This window comes from Armatimonadota bacterium, assembly GCA_016869025.1.
In the GTDB taxonomy this organism is placed as follows: Bacteria; Sysuimicrobiota; Sysuimicrobiia; order Sysuimicrobiales; family Humicultoraceae; genus VGFA01.
Genome location: VGFA01000006.1, coordinates 24,119 through 42,904 on the forward strand (window position 1 = coordinate 24,119; position 18,786 = coordinate 42,904).

General features: G+C 67.7%; 16 protein-coding genes. 8 read left to right on the forward strand and 8 right to left on the reverse strand.

What is annotated here, in order from left to right:
• The first annotated feature begins 69 nt into the window (after positions 1-69).
• The 4 genes from FJX73_05310 (at position 70) to FJX73_05325 (ending at position 2,483) form a co-directional block, all read left to right on the forward strand.
• The gene (locus FJX73_05310; protein ID MBM3470193.1) at positions 70-591 is read left to right on the forward strand and encodes a hypothetical protein; all 522 of its coding nucleotides are present in this window, start codon (positions 70-72) and stop codon (positions 589-591) included.
• Between the two features lie 5 nt (positions 592-596).
• On the forward strand, positions 597-884 hold the full coding sequence (locus FJX73_05315; GenBank protein ID MBM3470194.1) for a hypothetical protein: 288 nt from the start codon (positions 597-599) through the stop codon (positions 882-884).
• A 251-nt stretch (positions 885-1,135) separates the two neighbouring features.
• On the forward strand, positions 1,136-1,465 hold the full coding sequence (locus FJX73_05320; protein MBM3470195.1) for a hypothetical protein: 330 nt from the start codon (positions 1,136-1,138) through the stop codon (positions 1,463-1,465).
• Between the two features lie 403 nt (positions 1,466-1,868).
• On the forward strand, positions 1,869-2,483 hold the full coding sequence (locus FJX73_05325) for an aldo/keto reductase (protein ID MBM3470196.1): 615 nt from the start codon (positions 1,869-1,871) through the stop codon (positions 2,481-2,483).
• Positions 2,484-2,547: 64 nt separating this feature from the next.
• Here the strand turns inward: FJX73_05325 and FJX73_05330 are convergent, their stop codons facing one another.
• Positions 2,548-3,528, reverse strand: a complete 981-nt coding sequence (locus tag FJX73_05330; GenBank protein MBM3470197.1) for a GNAT family N-acetyltransferase — start codon at positions 3,526-3,528, stop codon at positions 2,548-2,550.
• A 39-nt stretch (positions 3,529-3,567) separates the two neighbouring features.
• Between FJX73_05330 and FJX73_05335 the strand changes: the two genes are divergently transcribed.
• Positions 3,568-4,746: a M20 family metallopeptidase gene (locus tag FJX73_05335; protein MBM3470198.1), complete on the forward strand. Its 1,179-nt coding sequence runs from the start codon at positions 3,568-3,570 to the stop codon at positions 4,744-4,746.
• Here FJX73_05335 and acnA read toward each other — a convergent pair.
• Together acnA and FJX73_05345 are read right to left on the reverse strand one after the other, a co-directional pair.
• Positions 4,743-7,478 carry an aconitate hydratase AcnA gene (acnA, locus tag FJX73_05340; GenBank protein MBM3470199.1) on the reverse strand — a complete coding sequence of 912 codons (2,736 nt, stop codon included), beginning with the start codon at positions 7,476-7,478 and terminating at the stop codon, positions 4,743-4,745. The two genes, FJX73_05335 and acnA, sit on opposite strands and share 4 nt — an antisense overlap.
• A 38-nt stretch (positions 7,479-7,516) precedes the next feature.
• The gene (locus FJX73_05345; protein ID MBM3470200.1) at positions 7,517-8,134 is read right to left on the reverse strand and encodes a hypothetical protein; all 618 of its coding nucleotides are present in this window, start codon (positions 8,132-8,134) and stop codon (positions 7,517-7,519) included.
• A 128-nt stretch (positions 8,135-8,262) separates the two neighbouring features.
• Here FJX73_05345 and FJX73_05350 point away from each other — a divergent pair, with 128 nt between their 5' ends.
• Positions 8,263-9,195: a glycerophosphodiester phosphodiesterase gene (locus FJX73_05350; protein ID MBM3470201.1), complete on the forward strand. Its 933-nt coding sequence runs from the start codon at positions 8,263-8,265 to the stop codon at positions 9,193-9,195.
• Between the two features lie 37 nt (positions 9,196-9,232).
• Here the strand turns inward: FJX73_05350 and FJX73_05355 are convergent, their stop codons facing one another.
• Entirely contained in the window at positions 9,233-9,880 is a 648-nt protein-coding gene (locus tag FJX73_05355) for a periplasmic heavy metal sensor (protein MBM3470202.1), read from the reverse strand.
• On the opposite strand from FJX73_05355, the gene FJX73_05360 reads away from it, so the two are divergent.
• Together FJX73_05360 and FJX73_05365 are read left to right on the forward strand one after the other, a co-directional pair.
• Positions 9,845-10,528, forward strand: coding sequence for a PAS domain-containing protein (locus FJX73_05360; GenBank protein MBM3470203.1), 684 nt, complete (start codon positions 9,845-9,847; stop codon positions 10,526-10,528). The two genes, FJX73_05355 and FJX73_05360, sit on opposite strands and share 36 nt — an antisense overlap.
• Positions 10,063-13,296, forward strand: a complete 3,234-nt coding sequence (locus FJX73_05365; GenBank protein ID MBM3470204.1) for a GAF domain-containing protein — start codon at positions 10,063-10,065, stop codon at positions 13,294-13,296. Before FJX73_05360 ends, FJX73_05365 begins: the two co-directional genes overlap by 466 nt.
• Here the strand turns inward: FJX73_05365 and FJX73_05370 are convergent.
• The 4 genes from FJX73_05370 to FJX73_05385 all read right to left on the reverse strand — a co-directional run bounded on the left by FJX73_05370 (position 13,293) and on the right by FJX73_05385 (position 18,479).
• A complete protein-coding gene (locus FJX73_05370) occupies positions 13,293-14,408 on the reverse strand; it encodes an ABC transporter ATP-binding protein (protein MBM3470205.1) in 1,116 nt (371 codons plus the stop codon). The genes FJX73_05365 and FJX73_05370 overlap by 4 nt on opposite strands.
• A 26-nt stretch (positions 14,409-14,434) precedes the next feature.
• Positions 14,435-16,174, reverse strand: a complete 1,740-nt coding sequence (locus tag FJX73_05375) for an iron ABC transporter permease (protein MBM3470206.1) — start codon at positions 16,172-16,174, stop codon at positions 14,435-14,437.
• Between the two features lie 33 nt (positions 16,175-16,207).
• Complete coding sequence (locus FJX73_05380; GenBank protein MBM3470207.1) at positions 16,208-17,512, reverse strand: extracellular solute-binding protein; 1,305 nt, start codon at positions 17,510-17,512, stop codon at positions 16,208-16,210.
• 163 nt (positions 17,513-17,675) lie between these two features.
• Positions 17,676-18,479 (reverse strand): pyrroline-5-carboxylate reductase, encoded by an 804-nt coding sequence (locus FJX73_05385; GenBank protein ID MBM3470208.1) that lies wholly within the window; start codon positions 18,477-18,479, stop codon positions 17,676-17,678.
• Positions 18,480-18,786 lie beyond the last annotated feature (307 nt).

The following is an 18,786-nucleotide window of genomic DNA, read 5'->3' on the forward strand; positions in this document are numbered from 1 at the left end:
TGTGGGTGCTTGGCCAAAGAGACCCAGTTTACGTTCCGTCTCCAAACAGGGCATGATATACCCACTGTGGTGACGAATCGTCAAGTCCAGGCGCTCACAACCGAGGATTTCCTCGCGCAACACCCGGTATTCACGCTGGAGCAACTGGCTGGCGCCATGGGCCGGGGGAAGGACACCGCAGCGGCCCTGGAACGGGTCAAGCACCATCTGCGCCAGGGGCGCCTGAAGCGGGTGGCCAAGGAGCTCTACGCGGCGGTGCCTCGCGGGATGTCTTCCGATGATTTCGTCCCGGATCGCTACCTCGTCGCCGCCGCCGCCCGAGCGGACGGGATCCTGTCCCACCATGCCGCGCTCGAACTTCTCGGCGTGGCGCACAGCGAGGCGAACGTGTGCACGGCGCTCTGCTCCGCCAGACGGTTCCAATCCGGGTTGGAAGCGGGGGGATCCGGTTCCTTCCCCATCCCACGGCTCTTCGTCGAGCGCGGGCCGAGCGTCTCGGTGTGCGGCGCCAGGAGCGAATGGGGAGACCCCTCCACGTCACGGGGCCAGAGCGCACACTCGTCGATGGCTTCCGCCAGCCTCGCCTCGTAGGGGGAGTGGAGGAACTCGTCGAATCCGCCGCGGGCTTCGGGGTGCTCGACCTGGATCTCCTGGAGGAAGTCCTGGCGGTCTGCCGGCAGAAGGCCCTGTGGGCGTGCGTGGGCTGGTTCCTCGAGCGGCACCGAGAGCGGTTCTTCGTGCCCGAGGGGGTTCTGGCCCGCCTCGAAGGGAAGCGGCCGCGTTCCCCGCACTACGTGCCGCGGGGACGGCGCGGCGGCGTGCTGTCCCGGCGGTGGAACCTGGTCCTGCCTGAGGGTCTGTCCCGGGGCTGGGAAGGCGCATGAACGTCGAGCGAGCAACGCTGGGCCGGCTGGTGGCCGAGACCGAGTTCGCCATGCAGCGGCCCACGCTCGAAGGCGGAGCCGGGCACGGAGGAGGCTGGATGCCGGTGGGAGCACCCGATGAATGAAGGAGCGGGGGCGGCGTCTAACTATCGCTTACGGCGAGCCGGGGCTCGCGCTGCTTGCTTGTCCCTCGGCGTCTCCCCGCAAGTTAGGCGTCTCCATCCGGGTCGCGAAACGATGCAGGGATCTCGATGACCACGGAGTCCAGAGGCCGCGACCTCTTCATCGTGGACAACAGCGTCTCTGGCCGGACGGGGCTTCGCTACCTCGAGGAATGGTCCGGCATCGGCAAGGCGCTCGACATCGCCACGGGATGCGCCGAGATTGGTGCCCTGCTCGCCCTTGACGGAAAGCGGCAGCCTCTGGACAAGATCCGGGTCCTGATGGGCGCAGAGACGACACACCGTACCCGCAAGGCCTTCCTTGAAGCCGTGCGCTCGCGTCCCAGCGATTCTCGAGGCGCTCCGGTCGCGCCAGATCGAATACCAATCTCGTCGCCGGCTCCAGGGAGTGCGGGATAGATCCCAGCCCCTTCACCCCCGCTGGCTGTCGAGCACGCGTGACCTGCTTCACGCATTCCACCGGCCGACGGCGAACCTAAACCGTCCGGTTTCATTCCTTGTCGAACTTATGACCGTTGCCCTTGTGGGCGTTGCCAAGGTTGAGACCACAGAAGATGAACGCGAAGACGGCATTGCTGCTAACCCGGAGGGCGTTCGTCAGGCCGCTGGGGCTGGCGCTGGGGGGCCTGGGGCTGGGGAGTGTGTGGCTTTGGGACTCCGGATCGCACCGGCAACTGTGGCCGGGCGTACAGCAGGCCGGGGCCACCCAACCCGAGGCCATGCGGGCAGGAGATTGGGACGCACGAACCTCATGGTCTCGGTGGTCGGGTTCGGGGGAGGGGTCATCGGTTTCCCGTAGCAGATACCCGTACTGCAAGAAGCGATCAAAGGTGCGCGGGAAAGGGTCTACATTGCCACCAAGACCCAACAGCGTCTGGCCGAAGGCGCGGCACGCGAAATAGAGGAGAGCCTCAGACGGCTTCAGGTCCAGAAGATAGACTTGCTTCAGATGCACGCTGTAGGGTCCTTTGTGGGGCTGGAGGCCATTCTTCATCCAGGCCGCGGCACCTTGCTCGCCGCGCGCGAGTTCCAGAGGCAGGGCAAGATCGGGTTCGTCAGGATCACGGCAGCCCACAGCCCCATTGACAGCAGAGAGCCGCGCCCCCCGGAGGTCATCCAGCAAGAGCTCGCGGTAATGGCCGAGGCGGTCCGGACCGATCAGCTCGATACCATGATGCTGAGCTACCACATCGAGTGGCAGGGGGAGCCGGTTCGGCGGCTCATCGAGCTAGCCAGGGAGCGTGACGTCGGCGTAATCGTCAAGAGACCCCTGAGTGTAGGCAGGTTGATGGCGCAATACGGCGCCAGTCGCCTGATACGTTTCGTCCTTGAGAACCCGGATGTTCACACGGCGATCCCCGGCATGGCCAGGATCGAGCACGTCTACGAGGATGTGCCTCGGGGCTATGAGGCCTGAGGTGAGGGGACAGCCACCAAAACTGGCAGCAGCGGGCGTCTCCTTCCTCCCGCCCTAAGCCCCATCAGCCCTCCAACCTCTTCGTGAACGTCACCCACGCCGGCATGCGCACGAACCCAAACTTGGCGTTGATTGCCAGCATGGCCTCGTTGTGGCTGCTGTTGAACGTGCGGATCACCCGGTAGCCCCGCTCCTGAGCGTATGCGATCGTCGCCGCCTTCAACGCCACCGCGATTCCCTGCCCGCGGTAGGCCGGGAGCACCGCGGTGAGTTGCTGGTGGAGCAGGCCCGGATCGCCATCGCTGCGCTTGAGCGCGCTTTCGCCGACGTAGAGGTCTCCCATCTTGGCAAGGAAGAAGGCGTCGGGCAGCACCCGTGGATGGCGGACCTCCTGGGCCAGGAACTCCTCTTGCGTGGGCGGCGTGGGCGGTTCGGGGTCGTCGCCGGGCACTCCCATGTCCAGGACGCAGTGCGCCTGGTAGACGGCTTCCAGGCAGTTCGTGTCGCGGCGGAGTTCCTCTTGCAGCGTCGTGATTGTAACTCCAAGCCGGGCCGCGCGCTCCTGGTAGTCGCGGAACCGGTCCAGGTTGACGCCGGCGACATCCAGCCGTGACTCGAACTCGCGCGCCTGCTCGACGAACTCGTAGCGCTGCAGGAATGCGACGGCGCGGCTCCGATCTTCGCGCGTCCAGGCCTTGAGCCGGCGCCCGCCATGGGCCATGACCGCGGACAGGATCTCATCCATGAGCCGGCTGCCGATGCCCCGGCCCTGATGATCGGGATGGACGTTCACGAAGGAGAAGAACTTCTCCGGGTGATGCGCCCAGGGGACGTGGCGGTAGCCGCCGTAGGCGACCACCTCATCCCCACCGGTGGTGGTCGCCACCATCCACTCTGAGATGTAGCGCCTCCGGTCGATCCTGGAGATCTCGTGCCGGACCTCGTCCACGGTGGTGGGCACGTCCGGGTTGATCGCGTTGTGGATCCGAACCAGCGCCGGAAGGTCGGCCTCGCTCAGTTCCCGAACGATTGTCTCTGCGACCATTGCGCAGACATTCTATCAGGATCTACCGAGGAGGACACCGTGAACCACGCATCAATGAACGCCGCCGCCGCCCGACTTGCAGCGGCCACGTCCCATCGTGCCGAGGACGCGCTTCGTCTGCTCGAGACCCTGGTCAACATGGACACGGGCTCCCGCTCCCTGGAGGGTCTGTCCACGGCGGGAACCTGGATCCAGGAGCAACTTGAGGGCCTGGGCCTATTGGTAGAGCGGCACGAGCACGCCGATGCCGGACCCACGCTGGTAGGCCGCAGGTCTGGGTCCGGGCGCCTCCGGTTGCTCTTCCTGGCGCATTACGATACCGTCTTTGACTCGGGCGAGCCCAGACACCGGCCGTTCCGCGTCGAGGCCGGGCGCGCCTTCGGGCCTGGAGTGGCGGACATGAAGGGCGGCATCGTCACGCTGTGGGAGGCGCTGCGGGCCCTGAACATGGAGGGCTGGGACGACTTCGCGACGCTGACTGTAATCCACAACGCCGATGAGGAGGTTGGCTCACGGGCCTCTCGGGAGATCATCGAGCGCGAGGGCCGGAACTGCGACATCTGCCTGGTGCACGAGCCGGGCCGGCTCGACGGGTCGGTGGTCACGGCGCGCAAAGGCGTTGGCAGGTACGTGTTGACGGTGCACGGGAGGGCGGCCCACGCGGGTGTCAACCCGCAGGACGGCGCGAGCGCTGTCGTTGCCCTGGCGCGCAAGATCCTGGAGATCCACGCGCTCAACGATCCTGCCAGGGGTATCTCCGCCAACGCGATCGTGACCTCCGGCGGCACCCGCTCAAACGTGGTGCCCGACCTGGCCGCGGCCGAGATTGACCTGCGGCTGCCCACCGCCGCGCTCGGGGCGGAGGCAATCGCGCGGCTGGAGGAGATCGCGCAGGTCCAGCACCTGCCCGGCACGCACGCAACGCTCTCCGGCGGGGTCAACAGGCCGCCGTTTGAGGCCGGGCCGGGCGGGCTCGCGCTGTTCGGCCTGGCGCACGAGGCCGCCGGTATCCTGGGGTTCCCGCTGACCGCGGCGACGACAGGCGGCGGTTCCGACGGTAACTTCATCGCACCCCTTGGGGTGCCTGTGCTCGACGGCATGGGCGCGGTGGGTGGTGGATACCACGGCCCAGATGAGTACCTGGAACTCGCCACGCTGCCGCAGCGCACGGCGCTGACGGCGCTGCTCGTGTGGGAGGTCTGCCGCAGGAGGGCCTAGCCGGAAACCTCGCCCAGCATCCGCCGCAGCATCATGTTCAGTATGCCGCCGTGTCGGTAGTACTCGATCTCCACCGGCGCTTCTATTCGCACGATTGCCTCGAACACGATCTCGGCGCCGTCGGGTCGCCGTGCGGCTACGCGTACGCGCTGCCGCGGCCGGAGGCCCGCCGCGATCCCCTCGATTGTGTAGACCTCGGAGCCGTCCAGTCCGAGCGTTGCGCGGCCAGTGCCGTCCGCGAACTGGAGGGGCAGGACTCCCATCCCCACAAGGTTGCTGCGGTGTATGCGCTCATAGCTCTCGGCGATCACCGCGCGCACACCGAGCAGGGCCGGGCCCTTCGCCGCCCAGTCGCGCGAGCTGCCACCGCCGTACTCCTTCCCTGCGACGACGACGAGCGGGACGCCTTCCTGCCGGTAGCGCATGGCCGCGTCGTAGATGAACATGACGTCACCGCTGGGATGGTGGACGGTCTTCGGGCCTTCGGTCCCAGGCAGCATCTGGTTCTTTATCCGGATGTTGCCGAAGGTGCCCCGCATCATCACCTCGTGGTTGCCGCGCCGAGCCCCGTAGGTGTTGAACTCGGCCTGGGGCACGCCCCGCTCAATAAGGTACTTCCCGGTCGGGCTATCGGCCGCGATCGAGCCGGCCGGCGAGATGTGGTCGGTCGTGATGGAATCGCCCAGCACGGCCAGGGCGCGGGCGTCGGTGATGTCGCGCAGCGGCGCCGGCTCGGTCGGCAGGCCGGCGAAGAACGGCGGCTCCTGTATGTAGGTGGACGCCGGATCCCATTCGTAGATCTCGCCTTCTGGGATCGGGAGGTCCTTCCATGTGGCGCCGCCTTCAAAGACGCTCGCGTATTGCTCCTGGAACTGCTCCTTTCTCAGCGCGGCCCGCAGCACGGCGCGGATCTCGTCCTGCGTGGGCCAGAGGTCGCGCAGGAAGACCGGAGCGCCGTCCCGATCATGTCCCAGCGGGTCGCTGGTGAGATCTATGTCCACGCGGCCGGCTAGGGCGTACGCCACGACCAGAGGAGGAGAGGCCAGGTAGTTGGCCCGCACCAAAGGGTGGATGCGGCCTTCGAAGTTGCGGTTGCCGCTCAGCACTGCGGCTGCTACCAGGTCGCCCTCGCGCACCGCCGCTGCCACCGGATCCGGCAGCGGGCCGCTGTTGCCGATGCAGGTCGTGCAGCCGTAGCCGACTACATGGAAGCCGAGCTGCTCTAGCGGGCCCAGCAGCCCGGCGTCGCGCAGGTACTCGGTGACAACCCGGGATCCGGGTGCGAGACTGGTCTTGACGTGGCCGGGAACCCCTAGCCCGCGCTCAACTGCCTTCCTGGCCAGCAGTCCTGCGCCAATCATGACCGACGGGTTGGAGGTATTCGTGCACGATGTGATCGCGGCGATGACCACCGCCCCGTGGCCGATCTCGCCGCCAGGACCATCAGGCCGGTCCGGGGCCGTCCTGACCGGCACCGTCCGCCCCGCCTGCTCGCCGGTCAGGCCGAAGCCGCGCTCGGACACCGGGGCGGTCAGGGCTGCCCGAAACGCGCGGCCGGCCGCTCCCAGCGCCACCCGATCCTGCGGCCGCTTGGGACCGGACACGCTGGGTTCAACCGCCCCGAGATCAAGCGCCAGGACCTCGCTGAACTCGGGTTCCGGCGTAGCAGCGGTTCGGAACAGTCCCTGCTCCTTGCAGTAGGCCTCGACCAGCGCCACCTGCGACTCGGCCCGCCCGGTGACGCGGAGGTACTCCAGGGTCTCCTCGTCCACAGGGAAGAACCCGATAGTGGCACCGTACTCTGGCGCCATGTTGCCGATCGTCGCGCGGTCGGGCAGCGTCAGCGCCGCGATCCCATCGCCAAAGAACTCAACGAACTTGCCCACCACTCCCCGCTTCCGGAGCAACTCGGTTACGGTCAGCACCAGATCGGTGGCGGTCACGCCTTCGCGCAGGGCTCCTGTCAGCCTGAACCCCACGACCTCGGGGAGGAGCATGTAGAACGGCTGGCCGAGCATGTTTGCCTCGGCCTCGATGCCGCCCACGCCCCAGCCCAGGACGCCCAGGCCATTTATCATTGTCGTGTGCGAGTCCAGCCCTACGAGCGAGTCGGGAAACGCGGTCGTAACGCCGCCCTCCGCGCGTGTGGCAACGACTGTGGCCAGGTACTCCAGGTTGACCTGGTGGACTATGCCGGTATTGGGCGGCACGAGCTGGAAGTTGCGGAAGGATTTCTGCGCCCAGCGGAGGAACGCGTACCGCTCGCGGTTGCGCTCGAACTCCCGCTCCGCGTTGACGGCCAGTGCCGCGTCAGAGCCGAACGCGTCCACCTGGACCGAGTGATCGATCACCAGGTCCACTGCGTTGATGGGGTTTATCCGGGCAGGATCCATGCCGCGGCGGTGCAGCTCGGCGCGCATCGCCGCCAGGTCGGCCACCGCGGGAACCCCCGTTAGATCCTGCAGCAGCACCCGCGCCGGCAGGAACGGGACGTCGCGCTCCGCTGGCCTCGGGGTCCAACCCGCGATTGCCCGGACATCGTCCCCGGTTATCAGCACGCCGTCACACTGGCGCAGAGCGGCCTCCAGGAGCACCCGGATCGAGAACGGCAGGCGATCGGGCCGTCCGAGCCCGGCACGCTCCAGGCGGTCCAGCCGGTAGATCTCCACCGGCCCGGCTGGGGTCGGCAGGGTGTCGCGGACGCCAAATACATCAATCTTCTTAGACGGCATGCGTCACCTCAGCGGATGCTTCTCGAAGAACCGCCAGACTACATCGTTCGCGTGGAGCTTGCCAGGACACCACCTCGGAGCCCTGCCGGCACGGCGAGTAGGCAATACCCCGCACGCCGTCCGCGTCGTGGATTACAACGGGCTCTGGGGGGGCATCCATTCCACTTCGACCACCGCAGCACCGAGTCCCTCAGCGGAGGCCTGTGCTCGAACCCACCGCCGGGTACCCGGATCTCTCCCCCGTCCGGTGGGTTGAGCGGATCCGCCAGGCCGGCGATGGAGATGAGCGGGACCGGCCGGAGGAACTGAGGATCCTTGAGCCAGAGGTGTCCCGAGATTGGTGCGACCGCGGCGATGCGTCCCGAGAGCTCCGCGCCCACCCGGTAGGCCATCGAGGCGCCATTTGAGAACCCGGTCACGAAGATGCGTCGGACGTCAACCACGAATCGTGAGGCCAGATCATCAAGCAGGGCGCTGACGAAGCCCACATCGTCAACATTCGTGCTACCTGAATGGAAGCGGCCGGATCCGTCGTTCCACGTCTGCGGGTTGTCCGCAAAACTGCCAGGAGCCCTAGGATCAGGGCCCGTCGCCTCAGGGAACACCGCGAGGAACGCGGCTTCATCGGCCTTGGCGGTCCACCCGGTTTCCCTCATGGCCGCCCGCGCGGCGCGTGCGCAATGTAGCGGCGTTCCAGTCGCCCCACCCGCAGGACCCCGGCGTGCTCGCCCGGAATGCCCCCGGGCAGGAGATGAATCCCGGCAAGGCCAAGAACAAGAACGAGATGAAAATGACTCCTTGTGCGCGGAGCCGTCACAGACACCCCCCGGCACCCCCGGGCATTCCCCTGATCGCCTGGGTCATCACCACCTGGGTTGTCATTGCCTGGATCATCACCGCCTCGGCCATCATCGCCGTGCCCGGCCTGGCCCAGGCCTTATCGGTGGATGTGCACGCCCATCGCGGCGGCGCCGCGATGGCGCCGGAGAACACGCTGGCCGCGGTGCGCAATGCGCTGGCGCTGGGCGTGGACGTCATAGAGCTCGACCTGCACGTATCGCGGGACGGCGCGGTCGTGGTCATTCACGACGCCACGCTGGAGCGCACGACCACCGGCCGTGGGTTCGTTCGCGAGACGGCGCTGGCCGACCTCCGGCGCCTCGATGCCGGAACCTGGTTCCACGCGCGCTTTGCCGGCGAGCGGGTCCCGACGCTGCGCGAAGTGCTGGAAGTGGTCAAGGGGCACGGCAACGATCGGGTACGCCTGAACCTCGAGACCAAGTACGATGCACGAGGGCCGGGCCCGCCCTCGAACTTCGAGGAGCTGGTGCTGGAGCAATTGCGCGCGGCAGGGATGTTGGGCCGCACGATCATCCAGTCGTTCCACTACCCCTCAATCGTCAGGGTGAAGGCCCTCGACTCCTCGCTGACGACCGCGGCGCTTCGATCGCCCCTGAACCCCCCGCTCGATCCGGTCGCGGACGTCCGTGCGGCGCACGCGGACGTCTACTCGCCCGGCTTCCGCCTGGTTACCCGAGAAGCGCTCGAAGCCCTGCACCGCGCCGGTGTCCCGGTCGTGCCGTGGACCGTGAACGAGCCGGCGGACATGGAGCGCCTCCTGGCGTTAGGGATCGGTGCGCTGCGCGGCGACGGCATCATCACCGACCATCCCGACCGGCTCATCCAGGTGCTGCGGGCGCGAGGCCTCCGGCGCTGACCTAGCGAACGCGGTCGCGCGCGGCCTGCGTGCTGGATTAGCGGACTCGGTCGCGACGGGCCCGCATCCTCTGCGCGTTCATCTCACGCCACCGGCTCCACTGCTCCGGGGTCAGGATGGCTCGCAGTTCGAACCCGACCTCCAGGCGCGCGCGCACCATCTGGCCGTACAGATCGCCGATGCGGCGCGATACCGCCTCGATCTTCGCCCGGTCGGGCTTGGTTTCCAGCGACAACTCACGGGCATCGAGCCGGGCCCGCCCCAGTGCGATCCGCAGACGCGCCGTCCGCTCCCGGTGCGCGGCCAGGGCCTGTTCGACACGTTGGGCCTGCGCTTCGGTCAGCCCGAGCCGCTGGCGTAGCCCCACTCCTCCCGGCCCTGGAGCCCCCGGCCCTGGCGCCCCAGGCGCCTGCGCGATCAGATCGTCGAGCCCGGGGACATCCGCCCAGGGTGGCGTAGACTCGTCGTCGGTCTGCGCGCGTGTGACGCCGGTCCAGGCCGAGGTCACCAGCGCCACGGCGATGACACAGATGAGGAAGTACCGCATGGTCATACCTCCCTTGATGTGGGATCTCAATGTGTTGGACGCCGGGAGACCATGGGCGGGTTGAGCGGCTAGGAAGCACCGCGTTTGGGCATATCTAAATGGATGAGCCCGGCCAAGCCGAAACCCACGACGAAGCATAGAGACGACCACTCCCCCGCTCGCCGCGCCGAGGACAAGTTCCGGGCGCTCTCACGCCTCGTTTCAGACTACGCGTACTCCTTCCATGTCATGCCCGATGAGTCCCTGCGCGGCGAATGGGTGTCCGAGTCGTTCGCGCGGGTCTTCGAGTACACCCTTGACGAGATATGGGCCCAGGGCGGGTGGCAGACCCTCGTGCACCCGGAGGACCTCCCGGCGGCGATCGAGCACGCACGCCGGGTTGCGTCCGGCAAGCCGGACACCCTGGAGTTCCGGTTCCTGACACGGCGCGGCGAGACGCGCTGGCTGCTCGATCAGGCGATCCCAGTCTGGGATCCTGCGCAGGTGCGGGTGGTACGCATCCTCGGCGCTGCGCGCGATATCACCGAGCACAAACGGTTGCTGCAGTCGCTTCGGGAGAGCGAGGCGCGGTACCGACACTTCTTCGAGCACGACCTGAGGCCGACTATCTCTCGACGGTGGACGGCCAGATCCTGGAGTGCAATCAGGCGTTTGCCCGGTTGTTTGGCTTCCAGTCGGTGGAAGACGCGATGTCGGCAAATGCAGTCTCGCTGTACGACTCACCGCAGGGTCGGGAGGCGTTTCTACAGAGGGTGCGAACCGAGCGGCAGCTTGCCGGCCTCGTGACCGAGATGGTGCGGGTTGACGGCGCCAAGATCGTCGTGGTGGAGAACGTCCTTGGGATCTTCGACGATCGCGGCGATCTGGTGCAGATCCAAGGCTACATGTTCGATATTACCGACCACGTCCGGGCCGAGGAATCACTGAGGCGTCGGCTCGAGCTGGAGGGCATCGTCGCCACGATCTCCAGGGTTTTCGCAACCACGGCAGCCGCCGGGTTCGATGCGGCGGTCAACGAGGCGCTGCGCCGGATCGGCGAGTACGGACAGGTGGACCGGAGCTACCTCTTCCTGATCTCGGAGGACGGCTCCACCATGAACGATACGCACGAGTGGACCGCCGAGGGCATCAGTCCCGAGATCGAACGGCTCCAGGGCCTCCCGACGGCGGTCTTCCCTTGGTGGATGGAGTGGCTGCGCCGTGGCGAGGTCATCCACGTCACGCGCGTCGCCGACCTTCCCGCGGAGGCGCGCGCCGAGCGCGAGATCCTGGAAGCGCAGGGGATCCAATCGGTGCTCGTTGTACCCCTGATGACCGGAGGAGACTTGGCCGGGTTTCTGGGGTTCGATGCGGTGCGGACCGAAAAGGCGTGGGCCGACGAGGATATCAGGTTGCTGGGCGGCGCAGGAGAGATCATCGCCGCCCGTCTGGAGCGAATGCGCGCCGACGAGGCCCAGCGCCGCCATCTCGGGGAGGCGTTGCTCCTCAACCAGGTGATCGCCGCCGCGTCCGCGGCGCAGGACCCCGGTGAGCTGCTACGCGCGGTGTGCCGCGAACTCGCCCAGACCTTTGATGTGCCGGCTGCGGCAGCCGCGTTGCTGTCCGATGATCGCACGCGGCTCGACGTGATCGCCGAGGAAACGACCGACCCCCGGATCTCTGTCTGCGGGCTGAGCGTGCCGCTGAGCGCGGGAGAGGTCGAGCGGCTGTTTGGATCGGGCCCCGCGCGGCCAGCGGTCATCCACGACGTGATGGGCAACCCAAGCGTGGCCCCGGTCGCCGAGGCACTCCAGGACCGCCCGATCTCCACGCTCGTCGTCGTGCCCCTGGTGATCCACGAGCAGCAGGTCGGGGTTGTCGCGTTGATAACCAGCCAGCCGCGCAAGTTCTCGGAGTATGAGCTGTCGCTGGCCCTCAGCGCCACCGCCGCGGCCAGCCAGGCCCTTGCCAACGCGCGGTTGCACGACCAGACGCGCCGGCGCGCCGAAGAGCTGAGCACGCTGGCCGCGGTCTCCGCCGTTCTGCGCGCCGCGCCCGGCCGCGTAGAGATAATCCGTGCCGTGGAGGAGAGGGTGCAGTACCTGCTGCGCGCCGAAGGGGTCTCGCTGGTGCTTGTGGATCCGCCCACCGGCGATGCGGTGCACGAACTGGGCATGGGGGCCTGGGCCGCGTGGACCGGGGACCGCCTGCCTCGAGGTGCCGGGATCAGCGGGCACGTCATCGCCACCGGAGAACCCTACGTGAGCGCGGACGTGCGCACCGATCCGCATCTTGTGAACCTTGCCCCTTTCGCAGGTGTCCACTCGGTGGCCTGCGTCCCGCTGATAGCGGGCACGCAGACCATCGGCGCCTTGTGGGCCGGCCGGCACACCCCTCTCTTGGCCGACGAGGTTCGATTGCTGGGGGCCATCGGCAACATGGCGGCCACGGCCATCCACCGGACGACACTGCATGAGCAGACCGAACGACAGGTGCACCGCCTGACAACGGCGCGGACCATTGACAGGGCCATCACCTCCAATCTCGACCTCCGCATGATCTTAAAGCTGCTCGCCGAAGAGGCAGCCACGGTAATGGAGGTGGATGGCGCGGCAGTGCTCCTCCTCCGGCCGGACCTGATGGCGCTGGAGCCCGCGGCCAACAGCGGGGTTCCATTTCTGGCGAACCCGGCCCTTTGCATCCCTCTGGTGGCCACGCCGGCGGGACAGGCGGTGCTCCAGCGGCGGGCGGTCGCCATCAGCGATCTCAGTCAGGCACCGGCCGGGCTGGCCCGCGCCATGGAGCAAGCCGGATTCGTCGCCTACCTGGCGGTGCCGCTGATAGCCAAGGGACAGGTCAAGGGGGTGCTGGAGCTCTTCGGCCGCACCCCGCTGTCAACGGAGCCGGACTGGCGCGAGTTCCTGGACGGCCTGGCCGCCCAGGCGGCCATAGCCATTGACAACGCTGAGATGTTCGAGACGCTGCAACGGTCCCATCTCGAGCTGGCCTTTGCGTATGATGCTACCCTGGAGGGATGGGGGCGGGCACTGGACCTGCGGGATCGGGAGACGGAAGGGCACACCCGGCGCGTGACGGAACTGACGCTGCGCCTGGCACGTGACCTGCGAATCCCGGAGCCCGAGATAGTGCATGTCCGCCGGGGAGCCCTCCTGCACGACATCGGCAAGATGGGCGTGCCCGACGCTATTTTGTTGAAGCCCGGCCCGCTGAACGACGACGAATGGGAGACGATGCGCCGCCATCCCGCGCTGGCCCGCGATATGCTCGCGCCCATCCCGTTCCTGAGGCCGGCGCTGGACATCCCCTACTGCCACCACGAGCGGTGGGACGGCAGCGGGTATCCTCAAGGATTGGCAGGAGAGCACATTCCGCCTTCGGCTCGGATCTTCGCGGTGGTAGATGTCTGGGACGCGCTGCGTTCGGACCGGCCGTATCGCCGGGCCTGGTCCGAGGAGAAGGCGCTGGCGTACATACGCGAGCAGGCAGGGAAGCACTTCGACCCCGAGGTGACCCGCCGGTTTCTAGACCTGCCGGCGGAGATCCGTCGAGGTTAGGCGGAGTGCCGGAGCAGGAGCACGTCCTCGGGTGAGAACCGGACCGCGATCGGCCCTCCCTCTGCGAAGCGCAACTGGGTGCGGGGGTTGGCGGCCTGAGCGCGGATCAGCGCACCGCCCCGGAGTTCGATCTCGCAGGTCATGATCCAGCCCAGGTAGTTCCGCAGACGCAGCGTGCCGCGGAGGACATTGCCGGCGCCGGCCGCGTGATCGGCGGCCTCTTCCGGGGATACGATCTCCAGCACCTCGGGTCGCAGGCACACCGTGGCGCGCTCACCGGCCGCAAACCCCGCGTTGCGGGACGCCGAGGCGTGGAGTGCCTCCCCGCTTTCCAGCGCGACGGCGATCCCTTCGCTGGAGACGGCGCGGACCGCGCCGGGCAGGAAGTTGGCTCCGCCCAGGAAGTCCGCAACAAACGGGTCGGCCGGCCGCTCGTAGACGTCCTGTGGCGAACCGATCTGCATCAGGTACCCGAGGTGCATCACCGCGACGCGAGTGGAAAGCATCAACGCCTCTTCCTGGTCGTGGGTTACGTAGATCGTTGTGATGCCCAACTGCCGCTGAAGCTTGACCAGCTCGTTGCGCATCTGCACCCGCAGCTTGGCATCCAGGTTGGAGAGGGGCTCATCCAGCAGCAGCAGGGCCGGCTCCACAACCACGGCGCGCGCCAGTGCTACCCGCTGCTGTTGCCCTCCGGAGAGCTGCGACGGCAGGCGATTGCCCAGCCCTTCCAGGCCAACCAGGCGCAGCGCCTCCTCCACCCGTCCGCCGATCTCACGGCGCGGAGTCCGGCGCTCCACCAGGCCGAAGGCCACGTTCTCGAACACCGTCATATGCGGCCACAGGGCGTAGTTCTGGAAGACCATGCCGATGTTGCGGTGCCAGGGCGGGACGCGCGTCATGTCCCGCCCGTCGAAGCGAATCTCCCCGGCGTCCGGCTCGAGCAGTCCGGCGATCATTCGCAGCGTGGTCGTCTTGCCGCAGCCGCTCGGGCCGAGGAAGGTGAAGAACTCGCCGCGCTGGATCAACAGCGAGAGATCGTGCACCGCCACCATGTCACGGAAGCGCCGGTGCAATCCGCGGACCTCGACGTCAACAGGCCTGAGGCGCAAGCACGGTCCCTCCAACTCGTGTTCGATTACAGAGTGAACGCCATCCGTCCCCGGCCGCTCAACCGGTTCGCAAGGTACGTTCCAAGCGCCACGATCACGATCGCCACGACCCCAAGCGCCGCGGCGGAGCCCCGGCCGAGCGCGCTCTGGGAGTAGATGTAGATCCCGTAGGCCAGCGGGCTCTGTTCGATACGGCTGACCAGGATGATCGTGGCGCTGAACTCGACCGCCGCGGTCACGAACACCAGCACGCCCCCGGCAATCACACCGCCCAGGATGAGCGGCAGCACAACCCGGCGGAACGCCCGCAGTCGAGGCGCGCCGGCAATCCCGGCGGCGTCTTCGAGCGACGGGTGTACCTGATGCAGCGCCGCATGGCTGGCGCGCAGCGCGTATGGAAGCCGCCGCACCATGTAGGCCAGCACGAAGATCACCCAGGTGGCCGCCAGGGGCTGGTCTATCCAGGGGAGCGTGATTCCGTAGAACACGCGCAGGAAGCCCACGCCCACCACTACCCCGGGCAGGGCGATCGGCATCATGGCGATCCAGTCGAGCAGTCCCTTGCCGGGAACCCTGCCGCGCTGGAGCAGGTAGGCGATCGCCGCTGCCAGCACCACGCCCAGCAGCGCCGCCCCTACGCTGTAGACAAGGGTGTTGACCACGAAGCGCGGGGCGCGCAGGAAGATCTCGGCGTAGTTGGCCAGCGTGTAGGCGCTGGGCAGGTAGCTGAGACTCCACACCTTGCTGAACGACAGCATTACCACGCCCAGGTGCGGGATCAGCCCGGCGCCGATGATCGCGGCGCAAAGACCCAGCACCCCGGCCAGCCGCCACCCGGTCAGCGTCCGGCCGCCCTCGGGCGAGCGCGCCCCGGTCTGGAGCGTGGCATATTCGCGTCGCGAGACGATCCAGTTCGAGGCCAGCACGCAGACGATCGAGATGACGACCATGACGACGCAGATTACGTACCCGTCCACGTCGTCACGTCCCACCGTCGTGATGCGCAGGTAGGCCTGCGGCCCGAGCATGTTCTTGAAGTTCAGGATGAACGGCGTGCCGATGTCGTCCACGGCCTTCACGAACGTGAGCAGCGCGCCGGCCGCGTACGAAGGCAGCACCAACGGGAACACCACCCGGCGCTGCAACCGCCAGCCGCGCGCCCCCATCATCTGTCCCATCTCTTCCAGTGACCTGTCCACGTTCAGCAGCGCGGTGGTCACGGTCAGGAAGATGAACGGGAAGAAGTGCAGCGCCTGCGCCAGTATGATCCCGCGCAGGCCCTCCATGATGTTCAGCCGCAGGCCGAACAGATCCTGGAACAGGAGCGTCACGGCCCCTGCGCGGCCGAAGATCTGCATCAGCGCGATCGCGCCCACGAACGGCGGTATGACCAGCGGGAGGGTGGCGAGCGTGACCACCAGCATCCGGCCGGGGAAGTCGTAGCGGGCCACGACGAACGCCAGGGGGAGGGCCAGCACCGTGCCGATGGCCACGGTCCACAGGCCTGCCACCAGGCTGTTGACCAGCGATTCCACGTAGAGCGGTGTATGGAAGAACCGCGCCAGGTGGGAGAGCGTCACCCCACCCTCGGTGCCGGTGAGCGCGACCTTCAGGACCACGCCGATCGGCAGGACGACGAACACACCCAGGATGGCCAGCAGGATCGCCATCAGGGCGGCGTGCCCGGGGTCCACGGTCACCCGCCACAGGTGCGGCAGCCGCGCCGCAACCGGCGCGGGCACCATCTGGGGCGCGGGGATGCTCATTGATCGGGTCCGGTCACGGGCCCTTCGGTACCGTTAGCGCCTCCGCGCCAGATCCTCGGCCTGGTTCGCGAGCGCCAGGGCTCGTGCATAGGAGGTCCGCGCCACCTCGCCCCACTCGCGCTCCTTGGCGCTTCGGTAGGCGGCGTCGCGGTCCATGCCGCCGCTGACCTCCGCCGCCATCTTCTCGCTCACGTGCACGTAGCGCGCCGATGCCCGGGCCTGGATCAGCAGCCGCTCGGCCTCCACCACGTCGCGGCCGGCCGACCTGGCGGCTTCCACCGCGCGCTCCGCGCGGTAGATCGCCTCCCAGGCCTTCCTTAGATCGGCGTGGCGGAACGTGATGACCTGGTCGTACATCCGGTTGGTGACGTTGTAGCGGCCCGCCGACAGGTCGGCATCGAACTGCACGCCGGCCTGCATCTTGAACGGGTTGGGAATCCCCTTGGGCGCCTCGGCGTAGAGCGTGGTCCGCACCGGCAGCCGCGCGATATCGGGCTTGAAGAGCAGGCGCTGGCCTTCGTCGCTCAGCAGGAAGTTTATGAACCGGCGGGCGCCCTCGGGGTTCGGCGCGCCCTTGATCATTGCGACGTTGGCCGGCACCACCGACGTCAGGGAGGGATAGACGAAGTCTATCGGCTGCCCTGATGCGATTGCCGAGAGCCCGAAGAAGTCAATAACGACGCCGATGCCGTAGTGCCCGGCGATCACGGCCTCGGGTACCCCAAAGGAGCGCTCGGTGATCGCGCCCATGCTGCCCCCCATCTGGATGAGCAGCTCCCAGCCCTTTTGCCAGCCGTACCCCTGCAGGATCGTCTCGACGGTCAGGTGGGTGGTGCCGCTGCGGCTGGGGGCGGTGATGACCAGGTGGCCGAAGTAGACGGGCTTGATGAGATCGTCCCATTCTTTGGGCGCGGGCAGGCGGTTGCGCGCCAGGTAGGTCTTGTTCCACATGATGCCGTAGCCGCTCACAGCGAACCCGTGGAAGAACCCGTCGGGATCGTTGATCGGGAACCCGGCCACCTTGTCGGGAACGCCGCGCCGGAACTCGGCCGGCGGCACGTACCGCTCGATGAGGTTGTTGGCCTTCAAGAAGAAGAACGCGTCCACGGCGCTGGCCCAGAAGACGTCCACGTCAGGCCGCGCCGCCCGCTCGCGCACATGCGTGATGGCCGCCGACGTGGGCTTGGGAACAACGGCCACGGTCCACCCGGGGTTGGCCTTCTCGAACGCGGCCTTGTAGGCGTCAAACAACTCCTTTGGGAACGAAGTGATTACCGCCACCTGCTGGGACTGGGCAAAGGTCCGTGCCGGGAGGAAAACGAGCCCGGCGGCGGACATGACGAGCACGGTGAGTAGCGCCACGCTGCGCATCGCGGTTCTCACAGTAGGTCACCTCGCAGGTCTGGGATCAATCAGCCGACGCCCGCAGTGGACGGCGGCCCGCAACCATTATACCTGCATGCCTGGTACCTACGCCGCTGATCGCGCAGGGTCCTTGTTGCTACCTGCCAAGCGCAGTTGCGCGTTGGGTTGCGCTGCGCACCGCCTTCCCTATGGCGGCCGCGAACCCGCCCTCCTCCAAGGCGGCCAATCCCGCCATGGTGGTGCCGTTCGGCGACGTCACGCGGCGCCGGAGATCGCCCGGGTCGCCGCCGGTCTCCCTCACGAGCTTGGCGGCGCCGTAGACGGTCTGTAGCGCCAGGTCCCTTGCCACCGTGGGCGACAGGCCGGCCTGGGCGCCTGCCTCAATCAACGCTTCCATGAACAGGTAGACATAGGCCGGGCCGCTGCCTGCGATCGCAGTGACCGCGTCGAGGGCCTCTTCGCGCACCTCGACGGTCTTGCCCAACCGGTTGAACAGGGACACCGCTGCCACCCGGTGCTCATCGGCCACCCCCTGGCCGTAGGCGAGCGCGGTCGCAGAGGCCATGACCGCCGCCGGCAGGTTGGGCATGGCGCGGATCACAGACGCCCCGCCCAGGTGATGCTCAACCGAGGAGCAGCGCACTCCAGCCAGCACAGAGATGACCAGGTGCTCCGGAACGAGGTGGGGCCGCAGCCCCTGCGCCGCCTGTGCCAGATCCCCGGGTTTGACGGCAAGGACCAGCACCCGCGCCGATCCGCAGACCTCTGCCTTATCGGGCGTGACCCGTATTCCCCAGGAGGCGCTCAGGTGGTCGAGGCGCTCCCGGCGGCTGCGGTTGGTCGCCAGGATCTGCGCGCCGTCCATCCCGGCGCTGCGCAGACCGCTGATCAGCGCCTCCGCCATATTGCCCGCGCCGATGAACCCGATCGCGGCGTCCATCCAACTCACCGCCCTTCCAGAATGACCCCACGAAAAGCAATCGCCCCTCCGCCCAAGGGCGGAAGGGGCTTCCGCGGTGCCACCTCAGTTCGCAGCCGCGCGCCGGACAATACGCCTCCGGAGGCGGCTGCGCTCTCAGCGTGCGATATCGGGCACACCCGGCGGCCTTGGGCACTCCGCAGGGCGGGGCTTGGACCGCGGCTCAGGAGGTGGGTTCGTCAGGGCTCCGGCGGCAGGGTTCACACCAGCTCAGATCAGTGAGCTCCCCGGCTCGCTTGCGCCTCGCCCGCGACTACTGGCCTCCGTC

What these genes read in the sequence shown, in the direction of transcription:
- FJX73_05380 (MBM3470207.1), bottom strand. Translation starts at nt 17,512, where the DNA reads ATGTCCGCCGCCGGGCTCGTTTTCCTCCCGGCACGGACCTTTGCCCAG.
- FJX73_05375 (MBM3470206.1), bottom strand. Translation starts at nt 16,174, where the DNA reads ATGAGCATCCCCGCGCCCCAGATGGTGCCCGCGCCGGTTGCGGCGCGG.
- FJX73_05330 (MBM3470197.1), bottom strand. Translation starts at nt 3,528, where the DNA reads ATGGTCGCAGAGACAATCGTTCGGGAACTGAGCGAGGCCGACCTTCCG.
- FJX73_05360 (MBM3470203.1), top strand. Translation starts at nt 9,845, where the DNA reads ATGAGCCCGGCCAAGCCGAAACCCACGACGAAGCATAGAGACGACCAC.
- FJX73_05320 (MBM3470195.1), top strand. Translation starts at nt 1,136, where the DNA reads ATGACCACGGAGTCCAGAGGCCGCGACCTCTTCATCGTGGACAACAGC.
- acnA (MBM3470199.1), bottom strand. Translation starts at nt 7,478, where the DNA reads ATGCCGTCTAAGAAGATTGATGTATTTGGCGTCCGCGACACCCTGCCG.
- FJX73_05385 (MBM3470208.1), bottom strand. Translation starts at nt 18,479, where the DNA reads ATGGACGCCGCGATCGGGTTCATCGGCGCGGGCAATATGGCGGAGGCG.
- FJX73_05345 (MBM3470200.1), bottom strand. Translation starts at nt 8,134, where the DNA reads ATGAGGGAAACCGGGTGGACCGCCAAGGCCGATGAAGCCGCGTTCCTC.
- FJX73_05350 (MBM3470201.1), top strand. Translation starts at nt 8,263, where the DNA reads ATGAAAATGACTCCTTGTGCGCGGAGCCGTCACAGACACCCCCCGGCA.
- FJX73_05355 (MBM3470202.1), bottom strand. Translation starts at nt 9,880, where the DNA reads ATGCTTCGTCGTGGGTTTCGGCTTGGCCGGGCTCATCCATTTAGATAT.